This is a genomic window from Streptomyces sp. NPDC025784, assembly GCF_055558435.1.
Genome location: NZ_JBVHMN010000018.1, coordinates 176,799 through 196,651 on the forward strand (window position 1 = coordinate 176,799; position 19,853 = coordinate 196,651).

At 70.2% G+C, this 19,853-nt stretch carries 21 protein-coding genes and 3 tRNA genes; 4 read left to right on the plus strand and 20 right to left on the minus strand.

Annotation, left to right across the window (positions count from 1 at the left end; all coding sequences use genetic code 11):
- Nucleotides 1–461: 461 nt before the first annotated feature.
- The 9 genes from rplL to ACZ4IF_RS33505 form a co-directional block, all read right to left on the minus strand.
- A complete protein-coding gene (rplL, locus tag ACZ4IF_RS33465) occupies nucleotides 462–845 on the minus strand; it encodes a 50S ribosomal protein L7/L12 (protein WP_028805111.1) in 384 nt (127 codons plus the stop codon).
- A 113-nt stretch (nucleotides 846–958) separates the two neighbouring features.
- Complete coding sequence (rplJ, locus tag ACZ4IF_RS33470) at nucleotides 959–1,489, minus strand: 50S ribosomal protein L10 (protein WP_359502161.1); 531 nt, start codon at nucleotides 1,487–1,489, stop codon at nucleotides 959–961.
- A 398-nt stretch (nucleotides 1,490–1,887) separates the two neighbouring features.
- On the minus strand, nucleotides 1,888–2,751 hold the full coding sequence (locus ACZ4IF_RS33475; protein ID WP_467569676.1) for an SCO4651 family lipoprotein: 864 nt from the start codon (nucleotides 2,749–2,751) through the stop codon (nucleotides 1,888–1,890).
- 196 nt (nucleotides 2,752–2,947) lie between these two features.
- Complete coding sequence (locus tag ACZ4IF_RS33480) at nucleotides 2,948–3,862, minus strand: SCO4651 family lipoprotein (protein WP_467569679.1); 915 nt, start codon at nucleotides 3,860–3,862, stop codon at nucleotides 2,948–2,950.
- 167 nt (nucleotides 3,863–4,029) lie between these two features.
- Nucleotides 4,030–4,755, minus strand: a complete 726-nt coding sequence (rplA, locus tag ACZ4IF_RS33485; RefSeq protein WP_028805115.1) for a 50S ribosomal protein L1 — start codon at nucleotides 4,753–4,755, stop codon at nucleotides 4,030–4,032.
- 76 nt (nucleotides 4,756–4,831) lie between these two features.
- On the minus strand, nucleotides 4,832–5,266 hold the full coding sequence (gene rplK, locus ACZ4IF_RS33490; protein WP_028805116.1) for a 50S ribosomal protein L11: 435 nt from the start codon (nucleotides 5,264–5,266) through the stop codon (nucleotides 4,832–4,834).
- A gap of 192 nt (nucleotides 5,267–5,458) precedes the next feature.
- Complete coding sequence (gene nusG / locus ACZ4IF_RS33495) at nucleotides 5,459–6,322, minus strand: transcription termination/antitermination protein NusG (protein WP_467569683.1); 864 nt, start codon at nucleotides 6,320–6,322, stop codon at nucleotides 5,459–5,461.
- Between the two features lie 77 nt (nucleotides 6,323–6,399).
- A complete protein-coding gene (secE, locus tag ACZ4IF_RS33500) occupies nucleotides 6,400–6,681 on the minus strand; it encodes a preprotein translocase subunit SecE (protein ID WP_028805118.1) in 282 nt (93 codons plus the stop codon).
- 107 nt (nucleotides 6,682–6,788) lie between these two features.
- Nucleotides 6,789–6,861, minus strand: a tRNA-Trp gene (locus ACZ4IF_RS33505).
- Nucleotides 6,862–7,109: 248 nt separating this feature from the next.
- Here ACZ4IF_RS33505 and ACZ4IF_RS33510 point away from each other — a divergent pair.
- Both ACZ4IF_RS33510 and ACZ4IF_RS33515 read left to right on the plus strand, forming a co-directional pair.
- Nucleotides 7,110–8,336 (plus strand): pyridoxal phosphate-dependent aminotransferase, encoded by a 1,227-nt coding sequence (locus ACZ4IF_RS33510; protein ID WP_359502152.1) that lies wholly within the window; start codon nucleotides 7,110–7,112, stop codon nucleotides 8,334–8,336.
- 234 nt (nucleotides 8,337–8,570) lie between these two features.
- A complete protein-coding gene (locus ACZ4IF_RS33515) occupies nucleotides 8,571–9,602 on the plus strand; it encodes an adenosine deaminase (protein ID WP_467569688.1) in 1,032 nt (343 codons plus the stop codon).
- A 125-nt stretch (nucleotides 9,603–9,727) separates the two neighbouring features.
- Here ACZ4IF_RS33515 and ACZ4IF_RS33520 read toward each other — a convergent pair whose 3' ends face one another.
- The 9 genes from ACZ4IF_RS33520 to ACZ4IF_RS33560 form a co-directional block, all read right to left on the minus strand.
- Nucleotides 9,728–10,783 carry a UDP-N-acetylmuramate dehydrogenase gene (locus ACZ4IF_RS33520; protein WP_467569690.1) on the minus strand — a complete coding sequence of 352 codons (1,056 nt, stop codon included), beginning with the start codon at nucleotides 10,781–10,783 and terminating at the stop codon, nucleotides 9,728–9,730.
- Between the two features lie 136 nt (nucleotides 10,784–10,919).
- Nucleotides 10,920–11,300: a DUF3291 domain-containing protein gene (locus ACZ4IF_RS33525; RefSeq protein WP_359502148.1), complete on the minus strand. Its 381-nt coding sequence runs from the start codon at nucleotides 11,298–11,300 to the stop codon at nucleotides 10,920–10,922.
- A gap of 20 nt (nucleotides 11,301–11,320) precedes the next feature.
- Entirely contained in the window at nucleotides 11,321–12,796 is a 1,476-nt protein-coding gene (locus tag ACZ4IF_RS33530; protein ID WP_467569693.1) for a DHA2 family efflux MFS transporter permease subunit, read from the minus strand.
- 262 nt (nucleotides 12,797–13,058) lie between these two features.
- Entirely contained in the window at nucleotides 13,059–13,628 is a 570-nt protein-coding gene (locus ACZ4IF_RS33535; protein ID WP_467569695.1) for a TetR/AcrR family transcriptional regulator, read from the minus strand.
- 559 nt (nucleotides 13,629–14,187) lie between these two features.
- Nucleotides 14,188–14,616 carry a MaoC family dehydratase gene (locus ACZ4IF_RS33540; protein WP_095936024.1) on the minus strand — a complete coding sequence of 143 codons (429 nt, stop codon included), beginning with the start codon at nucleotides 14,614–14,616 and terminating at the stop codon, nucleotides 14,188–14,190.
- Between the two features lies 1 nt (nucleotide 14,617).
- Nucleotides 14,618–15,070 (minus strand): MaoC family dehydratase N-terminal domain-containing protein, encoded by a 453-nt coding sequence (locus ACZ4IF_RS33545; protein ID WP_028805125.1) that lies wholly within the window; start codon nucleotides 15,068–15,070, stop codon nucleotides 14,618–14,620.
- Between the two features lie 274 nt (nucleotides 15,071–15,344).
- Nucleotides 15,345–15,509 (minus strand): 50S ribosomal protein L33, encoded by a 165-nt coding sequence (rpmG, locus tag ACZ4IF_RS33550; protein ID WP_003948671.1) that lies wholly within the window; start codon nucleotides 15,507–15,509, stop codon nucleotides 15,345–15,347.
- 88 nt (nucleotides 15,510–15,597) lie between these two features.
- Nucleotides 15,598–15,670: transfer RNA gene (locus ACZ4IF_RS33555), tRNA-Met, on the minus strand.
- 46 nt (nucleotides 15,671–15,716) lie between these two features.
- Nucleotides 15,717–15,789 (minus strand) — tRNA-Thr (locus ACZ4IF_RS33560).
- 304 nt (nucleotides 15,790–16,093) lie between these two features.
- Between ACZ4IF_RS33560 and ACZ4IF_RS33565 the strand changes: the two genes are divergently transcribed.
- Nucleotides 16,094–17,344, plus strand: coding sequence for an amidohydrolase family protein (locus tag ACZ4IF_RS33565; protein WP_467569700.1), 1,251 nt, complete (start codon nucleotides 16,094–16,096; stop codon nucleotides 17,342–17,344).
- Nucleotides 17,345–17,734: 390 nt separating this feature from the next.
- On the opposite strand, the gene ACZ4IF_RS33570 is transcribed toward ACZ4IF_RS33565, so the two are convergent.
- Entirely contained in the window at nucleotides 17,735–18,841 is a 1,107-nt protein-coding gene (locus ACZ4IF_RS33570) for a hypothetical protein (RefSeq protein ID WP_467569702.1), read from the minus strand.
- Between the two features lie 69 nt (nucleotides 18,842–18,910).
- On the opposite strand from ACZ4IF_RS33570, the gene ACZ4IF_RS33575 reads away from it, so the two are divergent.
- Nucleotides 18,911–19,567, plus strand: a complete 657-nt coding sequence (locus tag ACZ4IF_RS33575; RefSeq protein WP_345656178.1) for an SDR family oxidoreductase — start codon at nucleotides 18,911–18,913, stop codon at nucleotides 19,565–19,567.
- A gap of 67 nt (nucleotides 19,568–19,634) precedes the next feature.
- On the opposite strand, the gene ACZ4IF_RS33580 is transcribed toward ACZ4IF_RS33575, so the two are convergent.
- Nucleotides 19,635–19,847 carry a hypothetical protein gene (locus tag ACZ4IF_RS33580; RefSeq protein WP_467569704.1) on the minus strand — a complete coding sequence of 71 codons (213 nt, stop codon included), beginning with the start codon at nucleotides 19,845–19,847 and terminating at the stop codon, nucleotides 19,635–19,637.
- Nucleotides 19,848–19,853: the final 6 nt, after the last annotated feature.

Here is a 19,853-nt window from a genome sequence, read left to right on the forward strand (position 1 = left end):
CCACTGATGTCCAGTCCCGGTTTTTGAGACCCTCGTTGTTCTCAACACCTGCGGCAAGCCACGCCCTCAATGCACATCGATACTGCCCTCTTCGTCGTCGATCCATGCCTCGGATTCGGATCGTTGTGACGACGCGTCCTGAGAATTGCGCGCTGCGTGCGGTTCGTCAAGGCCCCCCAGGCCCCAAGCAAGTGCCGCGATCGTCACGTGCGGCACCTCTTGCAACCCGTCTTGCGGCCCGTCACAGGGCGGGCGGAGGCACAACGAAGATCACCATACTCGTCGCCACCGACAGCGCAAGGCAGCCGCCGCGGCGACCCCCTGGAACGCCGAAGAGCGACCACCCAGTTGGGTGATCGCTCTTCAGTGCGTCAGCGTTACAGCGCCGCCGGAACGCCTCGTGGCGCGGCCGGAGGGGGCTGCTTCAGCTCGCGGGTACGGTCCGCGGGGACCGTGAGGTCTTACTTGACCTCGACGGCCGCACCGGCGCCCTTGAGGGCCTCGGCAGCCTTGTCCGCGGCCTCCTTGTTGACCTTCTCCAGGACCGGCTTCGGGGTGCCGTCGACGAGGTCCTTGGCCTCCTTCAGACCCAGGGAGGTCAGCTCGCGCACGACCTTGATGACCTGGATCTTCTTGTCGCCGGCGCCCGTGAGGATGACGTCGAACTCGTCCTTCTCCTCAGCGGCCTCGACCGGGGCACCGGCAACCGGGCCACCGGCAACGGCGACGGCCGCGGCGGCGGTGACGTCGAACTTCTCCTCGAAGGCCTTCACGAACTCGGAGAGCTCGATGAGGGTCATCTCCTCGAACTGAGCGAGCAGGTCTTCCTGGCTGAGCTTCGCCATGATGGGCGATCCTTCCACTAATTCGGCTGGTGCCGGATGTACATGTCGGCGGGCGTACTTTCGGCCCGCTTCGACCGTCGCCTCAGGCGGCGTCGGTCAACGTGCGAGCCGAATTACTCGGCACCGCCCTGCTCGTCCTGCTTGGCACGAAGAGCGTCCACGGTGCGGACGAGCTTCGAGGGAAGCGCCTGGAAGAGCTGCGCAGTCTGCGTCTGCTTGCCCTTGAAGGCACCCGCCAGCTTGGCGAGCAGAACCTCGCGGGACTCGAGGTCCGCAAGCTTCTTGATCTCGTCGGCGGACAGCGCCTTGCCGTCAAGGACACCGCCCTTGATGACGAGGTTCGGGTTGTCCTTGGCGAAGTCACGAAGACCCTTCGCCGACATCACCGGGTCACCGGAGATGAAAGCGACCGCCGTCGGACCGTTGAACAGGTCGTCGAGCGTGGAGATCCCGGCCTCGTTGGCCGCAATCTTGGTCAGCGTGTTCTTCACCACGGCGTACTGGGCGTCTTCACCGAGCGAACGACGCAGCGTCTTGAGCTGCGCCACGGTGAGACCCCGGTACTCGGTCAGCACAGCGGCGTTCGAGCTGCGGAACTGGTCCGCGAGCTCGGCTACCGCGGCAGCCTTGTCGGGCCTTGCCATAGAGCGTGGCCTCCTTCCGGGTGATGAGGACCGCTCGGAAGGGGCTGGGCAAAACGAAACGCCCCGGCGCAGGCGCTCGGGGCGTAGCTCGACCGGTGTGTTCGCATGCTGGGCAAGCGGACTCCGGGAGCACATCCACAGTCACCTGCGCGGGTCGTCCGCAGTTCAGCGGATCCTTCGGCCACCACGTCCTCTTGCGAGCACACGGCAACGACCAGCGGTCTTTGGCTTCTGGAGAACAGTACGTGAAGGGGGCGCCGCCGAGCAAATCCGTCAAGGGGCGCTCCCCCGGGCCCCACGGGCCGGCACTCACCGGCCCGGGAACGGGGCGAGGCGGGTCCGGGGCGGACGGGCCGAGCCGGGCCGGGACCCGACGGGTTCGGCCGGCCCGCAGCGGGTCAGCCCTGGGCGCCCTTCAGCATCTCGGCGAGGTCGACGGTGTCGCCGGCGGCCGGGGCCTTGATCGACACCGGCTTGTTGAAGTCGAGGAAGGTGATGGTCACGTCGAACGGTCCCTTGTCCGCGTCGGCGCGCGTGCGGAACTGCTTGGTGTGGTCGTCGCCGTCGATCCACATGTCCATCGTGAGCTTGTCGATGCCCAGGTCCTCGTACTGCTTGAGGCTCTTCTCGCGGCGCTCGCGGGTCGGCTTCTTCTCGTCCTTGAAGCTCGCGCGCAGGGCGTCGAGGGTGATCGTGCCCTTGTAGTGGGTGGTCTCGACGCCGTCGACCTTCTCGGCGCCGACCTTCTTCACGTCCTTGGAGCCGGACAGGAACGTGGACTCCTGGGCGGGGTTCTGGTCGGCCTGGTCGGAGAGCTTGCTCGCGTCGAACCCCGGGGAGCCGTCGCCGCGCTCGGCCATCCCGGACATGTCGAACTTCATCCAGTGCTTGCCGTCGAGTTCCTTGGCGGCGTCGTCACCCCCGCCCAGGTACATGGCCTTGTCGACGATCCGCAGTTCCGTCGTGCCGCCGTCCTGGCCGGCCGCCGTGATCTTCATGCTCATGGCCAGCGGCTCCATGTTCATCGCCGCGGTGGCCTTGACCCGGCCCGACTCCGGGACCGTGCCGCTCATCCGGTAGCGCAGGGACGTGATGTCCTCGCTGTTCTTGGCCGCTCTGGCGACGGCCGCGGCGGGTGCCATCTTCGGCTCGTCCTCGGCCTTCGACTTGGAGCAGCCGACGGCGCCGCCGCCCAGGACCAGCGCGGCCAGCGCCGCTCCGGTCGCGCCGCGTCGCAGGGTTGCGCGAACAGAAATCCCCATGCTTCCCCCCAGGAAACACTTGAGTGATACACAGACTGGCCGTGAGCGTATCCCACGGGGTGCGGGTGGTCCTCGTGAATTCCTGTGGGGCGGGTGGGAGCGGGCTCAGGCGGGCGCGGGGCCGTGCGAGGCCCCGCGTGCCCGGGGCCGGGCGGGGGTGCGACGCGCAGCACGCCGCACCCGCCGACGCCGGTTCTCAGGAGCTGGTGCCGCCGGTCGCGCCCTGCTGCTGCATGAGGTCCTTGAAGTCGGCGGTGTCGCCGGCCGGCGGCTCCTCGGCCGAGACCTTCACGCCGTAGTCGCTGTAGTAGGCCGTGGAGGACATGGTGCCGGTGGACAGCTCGCCCTTCTCGACCTTCTTGACCAGCAGGTCGTCGCCGTTGACCCAGATGTCGATCTGTTCCGTGCTGACGCCGGCCTGGGTGAGCTGCTTCTTCAGGTCGGCCAGCTGGCCGGCGCTGAGGTTGGAGCTCTTGTCCGCGAGGTCCGCGACGTCCACGGTGCCGGAGTAGTGCGTGGCCTGCTCGCCGCGCACCGTCTCCTCGCCGACCTTGCGGACGTCGCCGGAGGCCAGCAGGAGCTTCACGGACTGGTTCGGCGTGGTGTTCTGCATCTGGTCCTTCAGATACGCGCCGGAGCCGCCGCCGAGCTTGGCGAGGTCGTCGTACCCGTACCGGATCCAGTGCTTGCCGCCCGCCTGCTGGGCGAACTTGTCGCTCATCCGCGCGTAGTAGGCGTCGGGCAGATAGCGGGCCTGCATGGACGTGCTGCCCGTCTGACGCATCGTGTCGGCCATGGTGCCGCCGGTGTACGTGATGGTCAGGTTGCCGATGAGGCCGTCGGCCCAGCCCATGACTCCGTCGGCCTTCATGGACATCAGCGTGCCCATGGTCGTCGTCGACTCGACCTTGGCGGAGTCGGCGGAGTCGGTGGACTTCTCCGCGGAGCGCAGGGCGGCTACGGGACTGACGTGCGTGGTGCCCTTGTGCACCGCCTTGTCGTCCTTGCCGGAGCCCCCCGAGGAGTCCGAGGAATTGCAGGCGGCCACCCCTGTCAGCGCGCTGACCAGCGCGATCGAGAGGGTCACGCGACGCACGGTCGTGCTCTTCATTCGTCCCACCCCTATGCGAAATCTGTGTCCTGCACGCTAGCGCAGCCCACTGACACACGTATCCGGATTCTTCGTCCGCAGACAGGGACGGGCCCCGCACCTCGAAAGGTTGCGGGGCCCGTGTCAAGAACGCGTGCGCGACGCGGTCACCGGGGTGAGCTCAGGGCTCAGACGGCGGCCGGGTCCTCCTCGACGAGGAGGTTGCGGGTGCGGTTCGGGTCGACCGGAACGCCGGGGCCGATCGTGGTGCTGATCGCGGCCTTCTTGATGTAGCGACCCTTGGCGGCCGACGGCTTCAGACGAAGGATCTCTTCGAGCGCGGCGCCGTAGTTCTCCACCAGCTTGGTGTCGTCGAAGGACACCTTGCCGATGATGAAGTGCAGGTTCGAGTGCTTGTCGACGCGGAACTCGATCTTGCCACCCTTGATCTCGGTGACAGCCTTCGCGACGTCCGGGGTCACGGTGCCGGTCTTGGGGTTCGGCATGAGACCACGGGGACCGAGGACACGGCCGAGGCGACCGACCTTGCCCATGAGGTCCGGGGTGGCGACGACGGCGTCGAAGTCCAGACGGCCCTTCGCCACCTCGTCGATCAGCTCGTCGGAGCCGACGATGTCGGCGCCCGCGGCAGTCGCGGCCTCGGCACGCTCACCGGTCGCGAAGACCAGGACCCGGGCGGTCTTGCCGGTGCCGTGCGGGAGGTTCACGGTGCCACGGACCATCTGGTCGGCCTTGCGCGGGTCGACACCCAGACGGAAGGCGACCTCGACGGTGCCGTCGAACTTGGTCGTGGAGGTCTCCTTGGCGAGACGGACGGCCTCGAGCGGGGCGTAGAGCTTGTCCCGGTCGACCTTGGCGTCCGCAGCGCGGAGAGACTTGCTGCGCTTGCTCACTACTGCTCCTGATGTGTTCTGAGGAGTCGTGGTGCGGGCCGAGCAGGCCCTTCCACGGTTGTCCTGAAGGTGGGTGTCAGCCCTCGACCGTGATGCCCATGGAACGGGCGGTGCCGGCGATGATCTTCGCGGCGGCGTCCAGGTCGTTGGCGTTGAGGTCGGGCATCTTGGTGGTGGCGATCTCGCGGACCTGCGCCTCGGTGATCTTGGCGACCTTGGTCTTGTGCGGCTCGCCGGAGCCCTTCTCGACACCCGCGGCCTTGAGGATCATCTTGGCGGCCGGCGGCGTCTTGGTGATGAAGGTGAAGGAACGGTCCTCGTAGACCGTGATCTCCACCGGGATGACCCAACCGCGCTGCGACTCGGTCGCGGCGTTGTAGGCCTTGCAGAACTCCATGATGTTGACGCCGTGCTGACCCAGCGCCGGGCCGACCGGCGGAGCCGGGTTGGCCGCGCCGGCCTGGATCTGGAGCTTGATGAGCCCCGTGACCTTCTTCTTCTTGGGAGGCATGTGCTCTCTCCGGGTCCTAGTGAGAGTTTTCAGCTTCCGTCCGGTTCATCCGGATGGAGGCATACCGCACAACGATAACGGGTATCCTCGCGCGGCCAAAAACCGAGCAGGTCAGACGGTCTCCCGCGAGCGGGAGGTGCCCCCAGTGAGAGCCCGTCTGACCTGTTCGGAAGCAGTGGATCCGAAAGAACGTCAGTTCTTCTGGATCTGGTCGAACGAGAGCTCGACCGGGGTCTCGCGGCCGAAGATCTCGACGAGGCCCTTGACCTTCTTCGAGTCGGCGTTGATCTCGTTGATGGTCGCCTGCAGCGTGGCGAAGGGGCCGTCGGTGACGGTGACCGAGTCGCCGACCTCGAAGTCCAGCACCTGGACCTCGACCTTGCGCTGCGGGGCGGGCTTGCCCTCGGCCTCGGCTGCCTCGCGGGCGGCCTTCTCCTCGGCCTCGGGGGCGAGCATCTTGACGATCTCGTCCAGGGTCAGCGGGTACGGGTCGTAGGCGTTGCCCACGAAGCCGGTGACGCCGGGGGTGTTGCGGACGACGCCCCAGGACTCGTTCGTCAGGTCCATGCGGACCAGGACGTAGCCCGGGAGCTTGTTCTGCTTGATCGTCTTGCGCTCGCCGTTCTTGATCTGCGCGACTTCTTCCTGCGGCACCTCGGCCTGGAAGATGAAGTCCTCGACGTTCAGCGAGACGGCGCGCTGTTCGAGGTTGGTCTTCACGCGGTTCTCGTAACCGGCGTAGGTGTGGATGACGTACCACTCGCCGGGGAGGGTGCGCAGTTCCTCGCGCAGCGCGGTGACGGGGTCGACGGGCTCGGCCTCTTCCTCGGCCTCTTCCTCGTCGGTGAGAGCCTCCTCGGAGACCTCTTCGTCCTCGACGTCCTCACCGGACTCGTCCTCGGCGTGGAGGGCGGCCTCTTCGGCGGGCTCGCCGGCTTCGGCGTCGGCAGCGTCGACCTCGTCCGGGTCCTCGGTGTCCGCGCCCTCCACGATGTCGAGCTCGTCCTCGACGGACTCGACCGACTCGGAGGCGTCGTTCAGGTTCGGGTCAGACACGGTGGCTGCTTCTTCCTGGATGCATGGGGGTGGAACACGCGAAAGGGGCGCCGGTGACGGCGCCCTTCGCTCTCGGCTCAGCCGAAGACGTACTTGGCGGCGTGGTTGAGTCCATAGTCAATCACGGTCACCAAGGCGATCATGATGACAACGAAGACAATCACCACTGTGGTGTACGTCGTCAGCTGGTTGCGAGTCGGCCAGACGACCTTGCGGAGCTCCGCGATGATCTGGCGGTAGAAGGTGGCAAGGCGCTTCAGCGGGCCCTGCTTGGCACGCTTACCGCCCTTGCGGGGCTTCTTCTTGGACTCGGGCGCCTCGGCATCAGGCATGTCGATGGAGCCCACGGCGTCCGTCACTCGTCCTCACCTGATTCCGGGTCGTGGCCGTGCCGCGCCCGGTTGAGCCGCACGGCGGTGCATTGCAGTACGTACATGCGCACACATCCTGGCGAAGGAGTGTGTAGCAGGGCCGGAGGGACTTGAACCCCCAACCGCTGGTTTTGGAGACCAGTGCTCTACCAATTGAGCTACGACCCTTTGATTTCCCCCAACGTACCGCATTCGCCCGGATGCTCGTTGTGCACCGGGTGAGTGCGGCCGGTGAAGGCCAACGAGGTGAGAGTGTACGTGCTCCTGAGCCGGGCGTCGAACAGAAAGTGTCCGCACGGGCCTCCCTTGACGAAGATCCACTGGTGAGCCGTCCGGATCCGGACGGATGTTCTGTGGATGTTCAGTCCGTGAAACCCGCGTGCCGGGGGCGTTTCGGGTCTGAAACGATGGGTGCCATGAGCGCTGCAACCCCTCCCACCGAGCGCCGGGTCTCCGCCCGAGTCGGCGCGATCTCCGAGTCCGCCACCCTCGCCGTGGACGCCAAGGCCAAGGCCCTCAAGGCCGCCGGGCGTCCGGTGATCGGCTTCGGCGCCGGTGAGCCCGACTTCCCGACCCCGGGCTACATCGTCGAGGCCGCCATCGAGGCGTGCAAGAACCCGAAGTACCACCGCTACACGCCGGCCGGCGGTCTGCCCGAGCTGAAGTCCGCCATCGCGGCGAAGACCCTGCGCGACTCCGGCTACGAGGTGGAGGCCGCCCAGGTCCTGGTCACCAACGGCGGCAAGCAGGCCATCTACGAGGCCTTCGCCGCGATCCTCGACCCGGGCGACGAGGTCATCGTCCCGGCGCCGTACTGGACGACGTACCCGGAGTCGATCCGTCTCGCCGGCGGTGTGCCGGTGGAGGTCGTCGCCGACGAGACCACCGGCTACCGCGTCTCGGTCGAGCAGCTGGAGGCGGCCCGCACCGAGAACACCAAGGTGCTGTTGTTCGTCTCCCCGTCGAACCCGACCGGCGCGGTCTACAGCCGTGAGCAGATCGAGGAGATCGGCCGCTGGGCCGCCGAGAAGGGCCTGTGGGTCCTGACCGACGAGATCTACGAGCACCTGGTCTACGGGGACGCCGAGTTCCACTCCCTGCCGGTGGTCGTGCCCGAGCTGCGCGACAAGTGCATCGTGGTCAACGGCGTCGCCAAGACGTACGCGATGACCGGCTGGCGCGTGGGCTGGGTCATCGGCCCGAAGGACGTCGTCAAGGCCGCGACGAACCTCCAGTCGCACGCCACGTCCAACGTCTCCAACGTGGCGCAGGTCGCCGCGCTCGCCGCCGTCTCGGGCGGCCTGGAGGCCGTCGCCGAGATGCGCGAGGCCTTCGACCGCCGGCGCAAGACCATCGTGCGCATGCTGAACGAGATCGACGGCGTGCTCTGCCCGGAGCCCGAGGGCGCCTTCTACGCGTACCCGTCGGTCAAGGGGCTGCTCGGCAGGGAGATCCGCGGCAAGCGCCCGCAGGACACCGTCGAGCTGGCCGCGCTGATCCTGGAGGAGGCCGAGGTCGCGGTCGTCCCGGGCGAGGCGTTCGGCACGCCGGGCTACCTGCGTCTGTCGTACGCCCTCGGTGACGAGGACCTCGTCGAGGGTGTCTCGCGTATCCAGAAGCTGCTGGCCGAGGCGCGGGACTGACGTTCTCGTACGCCCTCGGGGGCGTCGCTTTCGATGTCGCGCTGCACGCGCGTGTGCGGGCCGTTTCCCTTCGGGGAGGCGGCCCGTCCGCTTGGGGCCGGCCCACCTCGGGGACCGGCCCGCCCGGTCGGGTGCCGTCCGGCCGCGGGGAGCCGGCCCGTTCGTCCGTGCGATCAAGGCCACTAAAGAGGAAACGGCTACCGGGAGGGCGGGGAGGTGCGGCAGGATCCTGGGATGGAGCGTGTACGTGATGTCTCTGAGCTGCCGAAAGCCCATCTGCACCTGCACTTCACCGGTTCGATGCGGCCGACCACCCTGCTGGAGCTGGCCGACAAATACGGTGTCCGGCTGCCGGAGGCGCTGACCGGCGCGCTGACCAGCGGGGAGCCGCCGAGACTGCGGGCGACCGACGAGCGCGGCTGGTTCCGCTTCCAGCGGCTGTACGACGCGGCCCGCTCGTGCCTGAGGGAGCCCGAGGACATCCAGCGGCTGGTCCGTGAGGCCGCCGAGGAGGACCTGCGGGACGGCTCGGGCTGGCTGGAGATCCAGGTCGACCCGACGTCGTACGCCCCGCGTCTGGGCGGGCTCATCCCGGCGCTGGAGGTGATCCTGGACGCGGTGGACTCGGCGGTGCGGGACACCGGCCTCGGGATGCGCGTCCTGGTGGCGGCGAACCGGATGAAGCACCCGCTGGACGCCCGCACGCTGGCCCGTCTCGCGGTGCGCTACGCGGACCGCGGCATCGTCGGTTTCGGGCTCTCCAACGACGAACGGCGGGGCATGGCGCGGGACTTCGACCGGGCCTTCGCCATCGCGCGCGACGGCGGGCTGCTGTCCGCCCCGCACGGCGGGGAGCTGACCGGCCCGGCCTCGGTGCGCGACTGCCTGGACGACCTGCACGCCTCCCGGATCGGCCACGGCGTGCGGGCCGCGGAGGAACCGCGGCTGCTGAAGCGCCTCGCGGACCGCCAGGTCACCTGTGAGGTGTGTCCGGCCTCGAACGTCGCCCTGGGCGTCTACGAGAAGCCCGAGGACGTCCCCCTGCGCACTTTGTTCGAGGCGGGCGTCCCGATGGCGCTCGGCGCCGACGATCCGCTGCTCTTCGGTTCCCGCCTGGCCGCCCAGTACGACATCGCCCGCCGCCACCACGCCTTCACGGACGCCGAGCTGGCCGAGCTGGCGCGCCAGTCCATCCGCGGCTCGGCGGCCCCGGAGGACGTGCGGGCGAAGCTGCTGGCGGGGGTCGACGACTGGCTGACGTCCTGAGGGGCCGCGCACGGCCGTCAGGGGTGGGCCCGCGCGGCAGCGTGCAGGACGTGAGGCTGTGCCGCGCCCGCGCGCCGGTGCCGGGGTGAACGCGTCCGGGTCCGGGCGGACGGCGCCCGGGCTCGCTAGAGGCGTACGCCGACCGTCACGGGCTCGTTGACCAAGGTGATCCCGAAGGCCTCGTGGACGCCGGCGACGACCTCGCGGGCCAGCGCGAGGAGGTCCTCGGTGGTGGCCTCGCCCCGGTTGGTGAGGGCGAGCGTGTGCTTGGTGGAGATCCGGGCGGGCCCGCTGCCGTAGCCCTTGGTGAAGCCGGACTTGTCGATCAGCCAGGCCGCGGAGGTCTTGGTGTGGCCGTCGCCCGCCGGGTACGCGGGCGGCACGGTCCCGGCGCCGAGCCGGTCCTCCACGCGCGCGTGGAACGCGGCGAACTCCTCGTCGCTGAGGATCGGGTTCGTGAAGAACGACCCGGCGGACCAGGTGTCGTGGTCCTCGGGGTCCAGGACCATGCCCTTGCCGGAGCGCAGCCCCAGCACCGTCTCGCGGGCGGTCGTCAGCGGCACCCGGTCGCCGGGTTCCACGCCGAGCACGCGGGCCGTCTCCGCGTACCTGATCGGCGCCGACAGCCCCTCCGCGTCCTCCAGCCGGAAGCGGACGCGGAGCACGACGTGACGGTCGGGGTCGGCCTTGAAGCGGCTGTGCCGGTACGAGAAGGCGCACTCCGCGTTCGTCAGCGTGACCGTCTCGCGCGCCGTGCGGTCGTAGGCGACCACTTCGGTGATCGTCGACGACACTTCCTGGCCGTACGCCCCCACGTTCTGGATCGGGGTGGCGCCCGCGGAGCCGGGGATGCCGGCGAGGCACTCGATGCCGGCGAGTCCGGCCTCGACGGTGCGGGCGACCGCGTCGGTCCACACCTCGCCGGCCGCGAGCTCCAGCCGCGTGCCATCGAGCGCGAAGCCGGTCGTGGCGATGCGCAGGGCCGTGCCGTCGAAGCCCTTGTCGCCGATGACCAGGTTCGATCCGCCGCCGATGAGCAGCAGCGGCGTACCGGTGTCGTCGGCCTCGCGCACGGCGGCGACGACCTCGGCGTCGGTCGTGGCGGTGATCAGCCGGGTGGCCGGGCCCCCGAGCCGGAAGGTGGTCAGCGGGGCGAGCGGGGCGTCGTGGAGTTCCTGCACGCGCCCAAGACTACGAGAAGGGCCGGATGCGTCCGGCCACCGGTGGCGGTGGGCGCGACGGCGTACGCCCTGCGTGGCGGCGCGGACACGGCTGTGGCCCCGCCGTCGGGCGGGGCCACAGCCGTGTCACGTGCGGTCAGTCGAAGCGTCGCAGCACCTGCGCCCAGTCGAGGGGCAGCTCGTCGGCGGACGTCTTCCAGGTGAGGAACTTCGCGTCCTTCATCTGGTGCCGCAGGCCTCCCGCCGCCGGGGCGTGCGGGCCGGAGCGGGCGAACTCCTTGAGGGCGGCGGGCGACTCCCAGGCGGACACGGTCCAGAAGGTGCGCCGCAGCGGCGCCGCCTTCAGCGAGGCGCCGTACGCGCCGGGCGCCTTGCCGACCTGCCGCCACACCCCCGGCGTCCGCGCGAAGAACCGGAGCGCTCCCCACAGGGTGCGGGTCTCGAACCGTGAGGCCATGACGTGCACCTCGGTGTCCCGCGGGGGTGTGTTCGGCACGGTCCAGGGAAGAGTGGGCATGTCCGGGCTCCTTCCGGGCTTCAGTGGGTGGCGGTCTCGAGGGCGGGGGCGGGCGCGGAGGACGCGACGGGCGTCCGTGCGGCGCGGCGTGCGGTCGGGATGACCAGGGCCGCGATGCCCGCCAGGGCGACGACCGAGGAGCCGACCACGAGGGCGGGCCGCAGGCCGTCGACGAAGCTCTGCGCGGACTCGTAGCCGCCCTGCGCGGAGAAGATCGAGGACATCACCGCGATGCCGAGCGCGCCGCCCACCTCGCGCAGCGCGTTGTTGGCACCCGAGGCGATGCCCTGCTCGGTGGCGCGGACGCTGGACATGACCAGGTTGGAGGCGGGCGCGAAGTACAGGGACATCCCGACGCCGCTGATGATCAGCGCGGGCAGCTGGGAGAGGTACGAGGCGTCGGCGGCGATCACGGTGGCGTAGTACGCGAGGCCCGCGGCCTGGAGGAAGAGGCCGGTGGCGACCACGGGGCGCCCGCCGATGCGGTCGGAGAGGTACCCGGCGATCGGCGCGACGAGCATCGGCATGCCGGTCCAGGGCAGCATCCGCAGTCCAGCCTCGGTCGGCGAGTAGTCCAGGACGCCCTGCATGTACTGGCTGAGCAGGAAGATCGAGCCGAACATCCCGAGGAACATCAGCAGGCTCGCGGCGTTGATCCCGGCGAAGGCGCGGGAGCGGAAGAGCCGCATCGGCAGCATCGGGTTCTTGGCGCGGCTGCCGTGCAGGACGAATCCGGCGAGCAGCGCGGCGCCCGCGAACAGGCCGGTCAGCACGAGCGGGCTGGTCCAGCCGTCGGCGGGTCCGCGGACCAGGCTGTAGACGATGCCGAAGAGGCCGCCGCTGGCGAGCAGGGTGCCGGGGACGTCGAGCCGCGCGCCGGTGCCGTGCGACTCGGACAGGCGCAGCCGGGCGAGCGGCAGCAGGGCCAGACCGAGCGGCACGTTCAGCCAGAAGATCCAGTGCCAGGACACGTGTTCGGTGAGGCTGCCGCCGATGAGCGGACCGGAGGCGACCGCGAGTCCGTTGACGGCACCCCAGATCCCGTACGCCATCCCGCGCCTGGCGGGCGGTACCGCCGCGGTCAGCAGGGTCAGGGTCAGCGGCATCATGATCGCCGCGCCCACGCCCTGGACCGCCCGGGCGGCGATCAGGGAGTCGATGCCGGGCGCCATCGCCGCGGCGGCGGATGCGCCGGTGAAGACGCTCAGCCCGACGAGGAAGAGCCGCCGGCGCCCGAAGCGGTCACCGAGTGCCGCGCCGAACATCAGCAGGACGGCGAAGGTGAGCGTGTAGGCGCTCACGGTCCATTCCAGGTCGTCGAGCGCTCCCCCGAGGTCCTTGCGGATCGAGGGCAGGGCGGTGGTGACGACGAGGTTGTCGAGGGCCGCCATGAATCCGGCGACGCTGGTGATGACGAGAGCCCAGACTGCTCCCCCGCGACGTGCGGCCGGTTCCGTGCGCCCCGCCGGTGCGGACTGTGCGGTTCCCTGTGACATCGCTCCCCCAGAGCATGATGGCCATCGATGGTTAGTTATTGCTGACTAACTTTCGCGGGTATGGAGAGGGCAGGATTCCCCCCGACTCCGGACCCGCGGTCCCTGCGTCCGTCTCAGGCCTCGGCCTGCGTATCCCAAGCCTCAGCCTGCGCATCCAAGCCTCAGCCCGTCCGTCTCAGGCCTCGGCGTGCCCATCTCGGGCCTCGGCCCGTCGAACCCGTCGGGTCGGAGGGACCCGTGAGGCCCGCCGGACCCGTCGCGCCTACTTCTCCAGCCGGCCCGTGATCCTCGCCGACGGGTAGAGCCCTTCCCAGACCCGGTGCTCGGGCGGGAAGCCCATCGACACCAGGCAGTTGACGAGCATTCCGTACGCCATGAAGGTCGCGGTCTCGTCCACGTCCGCGCCCAGCGGAACGTGGACCACGTCCCAGAGCCGCATCCACCCGGCCCGCACCGCCTCGCCGAGCTCATGCTCACCGGCCTCTTCGGCCGCGGCCACGGCGACGTACATCTGCATCTGCATGAGCAGCCGTTCCGGCTGCTCGGCGATGACCTTGACGTACGCGTTCGCCATGGCATGCAGGGCCTCTTCGCCCCGCAGCCCCTCGGAGGCCTCCTCGAAGGTGCGCCGAGTGAGCTCCATGCAGTACTCGGCCGCCGCGAGGAAGATCGCCTTCTTGCCCGGGAAGAGTCGGAAGAGGTACGGCTGCGAGACGCCGACGCGCTTGGCGATCGCCTCGGTGGACGTGCCGTAGTAGCCGCCGCGGGCGAACTCGCTCATCGCCGCGCGGATGACGCTCTCGCGCCTCTCCTCTGCGCTCATCCTGACCATGCGAGTAAGTTAGTACTCAATCACTAACTAAGTCAAGGGGGTCCCGGAGAGGGTCGCAGGCCCAGGGGGCGGGGGCACCCGGGAGGGCGTCGGGCACAGGGGTAGCGGTGGAAACGGGGGAAGGCGACGGCAGCGGGGGAAGCACGGCGGGGCAGGTGGAGGCCGGGGAGGGCCGGCACCGGCCGTCGGTGCGGTGGCGCAGCGTGCGACGAGGATCGGGCTCGGAGCCTGACGCCGGGGACCCGACTCGGGGCCCGGCGACGAAGACCCGGCTCAGGGCCTGACGACAGGGGCCCGGCTCGGAGCCCGGCGACGAAGACCCGGCTCAGGGCCTGATGACAGGGGCCCGGCTCAGGGCCTGACGACAGGAGCCCGGCTCGGAGCCTGATGACAGGGACCCGGCTCGGAGCCTGACGACGGAACGACCTGCCCTCGCGGCGCGTTGGGGCCGGTAGGGGTCCTCACACGCGTAAGGGGCGCCCCGCAATGGAGAACGCCCCTTACTTCCGCCGCACGCTCGCGGCACTTCCGCCGTGCCCTCGCGGCCCGCTCCGGCCGCTCAGGCCAGCCGTACGACCGCTCGTGACATGCCCAGGACCTTCTGGCCCGCGCTGGTCGCGGTCAGGTCGACGCGGACGGTGTTGTCGTCGAGCTTGGCGCCGATCTTGGCGCTGACCTCGATCGTGGCGCCCTTGTCGTCGTTCGGGACGACGACGGGCTTGGTGAAGCGGACGCCGTACTCGACGACCGCACCCGGGTCGCCGACCCAGTCGGTGACGACGCGGATCGCCTCGGCCATGGTGAACATGCCGTGCGCGATGACGTCGGGGAGGCCGACCTCGACCGCGAACTTCTCGTTCCAGTGGATCGGGTTGAAGTCCCCGGAGGCGCCCGCGTACTGGACCAGGGTGGCCCGGGTGACGGGGAAGGTCTGGGCCGGCAGTTCGGTGCCGACCTCGACGTCCGCGTAAGTGATCTTCGCCGTCATGTCAGCCCTCCTCCGCCGCGCGCGAGACCAGCTTGGTGACGGCCGTCACGACGTGCTCGCCCGACTCGTCGTGGACCTCGCCACGGATGTCCAGGATGTCGTTGCCCGCGAGGGACTTGATCGACTCGATCGTCGAGGTGACCGTGAGCCGGTCGCCCGCGCGCACCGGGCGGGTGTAGGCGAACTTCTGGTCGCCGTGCACCACTCGGCTGTAGTCGAGGCCCAGTTGCGGGTCCTGGACGACCTGACCGGCGGCCTTGAATGTGATCGCGAACACGAAGGTCGGCGGGGCGATCACGTCGGCGTGCCCGAGCGCCTTGGCGGCCTCCGGGTCCGTGTACGCGGGGTTGAGGTCCCCGACGGCCTCCGCGAACTCGCGGATCTTCTCCCGGCCGACCTCGTAGGGGTCGGTGGGCGGGTAGGACCGCCCCACGAAGGACTGGTCGAGCGCCATGGGCTCGGCACCTCCTGGTTGTCTTCGCTGGACTCGGCGTCCCGGCCGGCGGAATGTCGTCCCGTCCGGACCGGAACGGATTGCCTTCCCGCTCTGGCCGGGACGGGTCGTCGCTCCTGTCATAGCCGGGCGGGCTGTCTTCGCTCTATAACGACGCGGCGCCCTGCGGCGACGCGGCACTCGTCCGGACCCGCCGCGCCCTGGGGCGCCGGGGGGTCCACAACGACGCGAGGCCGCCCCCCGCGAAGGGGACGGCCTCGTGTACGAGCCTGATTTATCGCGTCTCGCGGTGCGCGGTGTGCGCGTTGCAACGCGGGCAGTGCTTCTTCATCTCCAGTCGGTCCGGGTTGTTACGCCGGTTCTTCTTGGTGATGTAGTTCCGCTCCTTGCACTCCACGCAGGCCAGCGTGATCTTCGGGCGGACGTCGGTGGCAGCCACAGGAGTGCTCCTTGACGAACGGATGGGACGATTAACGCATAGAAGAGTAGCCGATCGAAGGACCGACCCCACAATCGGCTACTGTCAGTAGCGGTGACCGGACTTGAACCGGTGACACAGCGATTATGAGCCGCTTGCTCTACCGACTGAGCTACACCGCTGTGATGCGATCGGGCCCCGCCTTGCGACGGGAACCTCTCACACCAGAGCCCCAATACGGAATCGAACCGTAGACCTTCTCCTTACCATGGAGACGCTCTGCCGACTGAGCTATTGGGGCGAGCGATGAAGACATTACACGGTAGGCCGCCGATCGCCCAAATCCGTTTCGCGGCACCCGCCCCGGCCTGTTCCCTTCCGCTTCCGCGAGCGTCCCCACGGGCCTTCCGGAGCCCCTCACGCACCTCTGATCACCAGGGATCGTCCGAGAGCCGCGCGCTCCGGAACCAGCAGGCCACACCGGTACGACTATTGCGCTCCTCCCCGACGCGGGCGGGTTGCCACCCTAGGCTCGACCCACGCTGAGTGATCTTGAGTCCCGCTCCTCGCGGGCGCCCGTCCCGCACCCGAGCCCCAGGAGCGCGATGCCCGACAGCCAGCCGCAGCCGCCCCACTCCTCGTCGGGCCAGGCGGACACGGCCACCCTGCTGCTGTGCGGGGCGCGGCTCACCGACGGCCGGACCGTGGACGTACGGCTGGGCGGCGGGCGCATCGAGGCGGTCGGCACCGCGGGGAGCCTGGCGACGGGGGTCGCCGGCGCCCTCGCCACGAAGGTGGACCTCGACGGCTACCTGCTCCTGCCCGCCCCTGCCGAGCCGCACGCCCACGTCGACACCGCGCTGACGGCCGACGGCGAGGGGCCGCTCGCGTACAACTCCCCGGAGGTCCAGCGCCGGGCCACCGAGGCGGCGCTGCTGCAACTCGGGCACGGTGCCACGGCGCTGCGCTCTCACGTGCGCGTCGGCGACGTGCAGGGGCTGGACGCGCTGGCGGCGGTGCTCCAGGCCCGGCGCTCGCTGCGCGGGCTCGCCGAGCTCACGGCGGTGGCGATGCCGCGGGTGCTGACCGGGGTCGCCGGGGCGGACGGTCTGGCGATGCTGCGGGACGCCGTGAAGATGGGCGCCACCGTGGTGGGAGGCTGCCCGGACGCCGATCCCGATCCGACGGGATACGTGGAGGCGGTCCTGGAAATGGCCGAGGAGCTCGGGTGCCCGGTCGACCTGCACACGGACGGCGCCGACCCGGCCCGGCTCGCCCGGCTCACGGCGATGGCGGGCGGGCTGCGGGCCGGGGTCACGCTCGGCCCGTGCGCCGGTCTCGGCCGGCTGCCCGCCGAGGCGGCCTCCCGCGCGGCCGACCAGCTCGCCGCGGCGGGGATCACGGTGGTGTGCCTGCCGCAGAGCGGCTGCGGGTCGGTGGACCGTCGGGGAGTCGCGCCGGTACGGATGCTGCGCGCGGCGGGCGTACGCGTGGCGGCGGGCAGCGGTGCCCTGCGCGACCTGTCGAACCCTGTCGGGCGGGGCGACCCGTTGGAGGCCGCGTACCTGCTGGCCTCGCGGTGGGGGCTGCGCCCGGAGGAGGCCTACGACGCCGTGGCGGGTACGGCCCGGGCCGCGCTGGGACTGCCCGAGGTGCGTGTGGAGGCGGGTTTCCCGGCCGAGTTGCTCGCGGTACGGGGCGAAGGGCTCGCGGGGGCACTGTCGTTGGCGTACAGCCGGATCGTGGTGCACCGCGGGCGGGTGGTGGCGCGGACCAGCGCGGTGCGGGAGTACTGCAACTCGGTGATCGTGGCCGGAATGGACCTGCCACGGCAGGGGCGGGCCGAATCGTCGTGAGACGCATCGGGCCGCGCTCCGTGCGCCACGCCGCGCCGCCGGGCGGTGCGGCCGGGAGCCGCTCCCGGGGAACGGGACAAGCCTCGTAGCCGCCGGTACGGAGCGGGCTCGCCTCGGAGCAGCCCTGCTCGGAGCAGGGCGCACCTCAAAGCCGCTCGCACGGGGCAGGACGCGCGCCTGGCAGCCGTCCGCCTGGAGCGGGGCACGCCTGGGAGCCCTCCGCCTGGAGCAGGACGCTCCTTCGGGCCCGCGCGCGTGGAGTGTTCTCGCGCTGCCCTCCACGCACGCGTGCCCTCGAGGGCCGGGGCCCGGAACCGTCCGCTCCCGGCCCCGGAGCCCGGAACGGCCCCGGGGCGCGAGTCCTGAACCTCGACAGCCTGTCGCCGCCCTCTAGAGTTCGTCGCCGCCGAACAGCCCGCCTGCGAGCGGGCTGCCGCCGGGCACCTTGTCCACGGGGATCTCCGTGGCCCCCGCCGGCGCGTTGACGTCGCCCGCCTCGGAGAACTTCAGGACCAGCGGCAGCTTCGCGGGCTTCGGGGCGTCGGCGAGGACACCGAGGTCGATCTTGACCTGGGTGAGGTCGCCGTTCTTCAGGGTGAAGTCGACTGCGACCTTCTTGTTCGGGGCGTCCTTGAGATCCTTGTCCGTGGGGAGTTCCGTACCGGGCGGGAGGTCGCCCTCCAGCGGACGGAGCTTGTCGAAGACCCCGCGGATCAGCTCGCGGAAGTTGGCCTTGGCCACGACGTGTTCGGTTCCGTCGCCGCCGCTCTTGGTGCTGAAGGTGACGTCACGGGCGATGACGCCACGGACGGCCTTGAGGATCTTCCGCTGGGTCTTGGCGTCGACGTCGCCGGCCGGTCCCTTCGCGCCGCGCTTGTGCGACTTCTGGGCCTTGGCCAGCTCGCGGGTGTCGACCTTCACCCAGTCGCCCTCGAGGATCTTCTTGAACTCCTTCTCGGAGTCCGGGATCTGGTCGACCGTCGGCATGGGGACACCCATGGCCTTGCCGATGGCCTTCATGTCGGAGCGGTAGTACGTGAAGTCGCCGACGACCCGGTACTCGGCGAGGACGCCGTCGGCCCCCGAGATCCTGAGGCTCGTGCCGATCAGGTCCTTCTCGCCCGAATCCTCCAGCGGCTTACGGGACTTGACGGCGACATCCACGCGCAGGCCGCTGACGAACTTCCCGAACTCCGGCGGCATGGCCTCATCGGCGTCGCCGGACGCGTTCGCCAGCGAGGTGATCGCGTCGGCGCCGGCGTCGAGGTCCAACTGGAAGGCGAGGGACTTCTTTTCGCCGAGCTGGTCGACGGCGTGGTCGACCTTCTGTCCGGCGGTGAGGTTCTTGACCGTGCCGCAGGCGGCCGCGGTGGCGAGGAGGACGGCGGCGCAGCCGGCCGCGGTGACGGTCTTGCGTATGGCGGTGATGATGCTCTCCTCTGCGACGCCGCCCGCGTCCGCGCGACGTCCCCTCGAATCCTCGTTCTCAGTGATCACACATGTGACGCATGAGCCGCCCACAAGGTTGTGCGGCGAACGCGTCCGTCCGGGCGTACGGTCGGAAACATGCGCATTGTCATCGCTGGAGGTCATGGTCAGATCGCGCTGCGGCTGGAGCGGCTGCTCTCCGCGCGCGGCGACGAGGTCGCGGGTATCATCCGGCGCCCCGAGCAGGGCGACGATCTGCGGGAAGCCGGCGCCGAGCCGGTTCTGTGCGATCTGGAGTCGGCTTCGGTGGAGGAGGTCGCCGCGCACCTGCAGGGCGCCGACGCCGCCGTCTTCGCGGCGGGCGCGGGTCCGGGCAGCGGGGCGGCCCGCAAGGAGACGGTCGACAAGGGGGCCGCGATCCTGTTCGCGGACGCGGCGGAGCGCGCGGGCGTGCGCCGTCATGTGGTCGTGTCGTCGATGGGCGCGGACCCCGCGCATGAGGGGGACGACGTGTTCGACGCGTATCTGCGCGCCAAGGGCGAGGCCGACGCGTACGTACGCAGTCGTCCGGGCCTGGACTGGACGATCCTGCGCCCCGGGGGCCTGATCGACGACGCCGGCACCGGTCTCGTACGTCTGGAGGCGCACACCGGCCGCGGCATGATCCCGCGCGACGACGTCGCCGCGGTCCTCGCGGAGCTGGTGGACACCTCGGCGACGGCCGGGCTGACCCTGGAACTGATCAGCGGCTCGACGCCGGTCTCGGTGGGGGTCAAGTCGGTGGCGGGGAACTAGACGGCGGCGTCTCCGCGTGCTCGTCGGGCGGGCCGCGGATGCTCGTCCGGCTCGGTCCGGGCGTACGTCAGAACAGCGGGAGCTGTCCGGGGAAGTCGGGGACCGTGTACCCGTCCAGCGTCGGCTGGGCCATGCCCGTGTGGGCCTGCCGGCGTGAGCCGGGGCACGAGACCAGCGCCCCGCTCCCCCGCGGACCCGGCGGATCGTGCCGCGCGAACCGGCCCGCGACGACGGCGATCTCCCGGCGGCACTCGGGGCAGTTCCTGCGGCGCGACGACATGGGTCC

Coding starts and splice junctions, on each gene's coding strand:
- ACZ4IF_RS33535 (WP_467569695.1), bottom strand. CDS start 13,628: ATGGTCAGGATGAGCGCAGAGGAGAGGCGCGAGAGCGTCATCCGCGCG.
- ACZ4IF_RS33475 (WP_467569676.1), bottom strand. CDS start 2,751: ATGGGGATTTCTGTTCGCGCAACCCTGCGACGCGGCGCGACCGGAGCG.
- ACZ4IF_RS33530 (WP_467569693.1), bottom strand. CDS start 12,796: ATGTCACAGGGAACCGCACAGTCCGCACCGGCGGGGCGCACGGAACCG.
- rplJ (WP_359502161.1), bottom strand. CDS start 1,489: ATGGCAAGGCCCGACAAGGCTGCCGCGGTAGCCGAGCTCGCGGACCAG.
- ACZ4IF_RS33515 (WP_467569688.1), top strand. CDS start 8,571: ATGGAGCGTGTACGTGATGTCTCTGAGCTGCCGAAAGCCCATCTGCAC.
- rplL (WP_028805111.1), bottom strand. CDS start 845: ATGGCGAAGCTCAGCCAGGAAGACCTGCTCGCTCAGTTCGAGGAGATG.
- rplK (WP_028805116.1), bottom strand. CDS start 5,266: ATGCCTCCCAAGAAGAAGAAGGTCACGGGGCTCATCAAGCTCCAGATC.
- ACZ4IF_RS33540 (WP_095936024.1), bottom strand. CDS start 14,616: ATGACGGCGAAGATCACTTACGCGGACGTCGAGGTCGGCACCGAACTG.
- ACZ4IF_RS33480 (WP_467569679.1), bottom strand. CDS start 3,862: ATGAAGAGCACGACCGTGCGTCGCGTGACCCTCTCGATCGCGCTGGTC.
- ACZ4IF_RS33510 (WP_359502152.1), top strand. CDS start 7,110: ATGAGCGCTGCAACCCCTCCCACCGAGCGCCGGGTCTCCGCCCGAGTC.
- ACZ4IF_RS33525 (WP_359502148.1), bottom strand. CDS start 11,300: ATGCCCACTCTTCCCTGGACCGTGCCGAACACACCCCCGCGGGACACC.
- ACZ4IF_RS33575 (WP_345656178.1), top strand. CDS start 18,911: ATGCGCATTGTCATCGCTGGAGGTCATGGTCAGATCGCGCTGCGGCTG.
- ACZ4IF_RS33565 (WP_467569700.1), top strand. CDS start 16,094: ATGCCCGACAGCCAGCCGCAGCCGCCCCACTCCTCGTCGGGCCAGGCG.
- ACZ4IF_RS33545 (WP_028805125.1), bottom strand. CDS start 15,070: ATGGCGCTCGACCAGTCCTTCGTGGGGCGGTCCTACCCGCCCACCGAC.
- ACZ4IF_RS33580 (WP_467569704.1), bottom strand. CDS start 19,847: ATGTCGTCGCGCCGCAGGAACTGCCCCGAGTGCCGCCGGGAGATCGCC.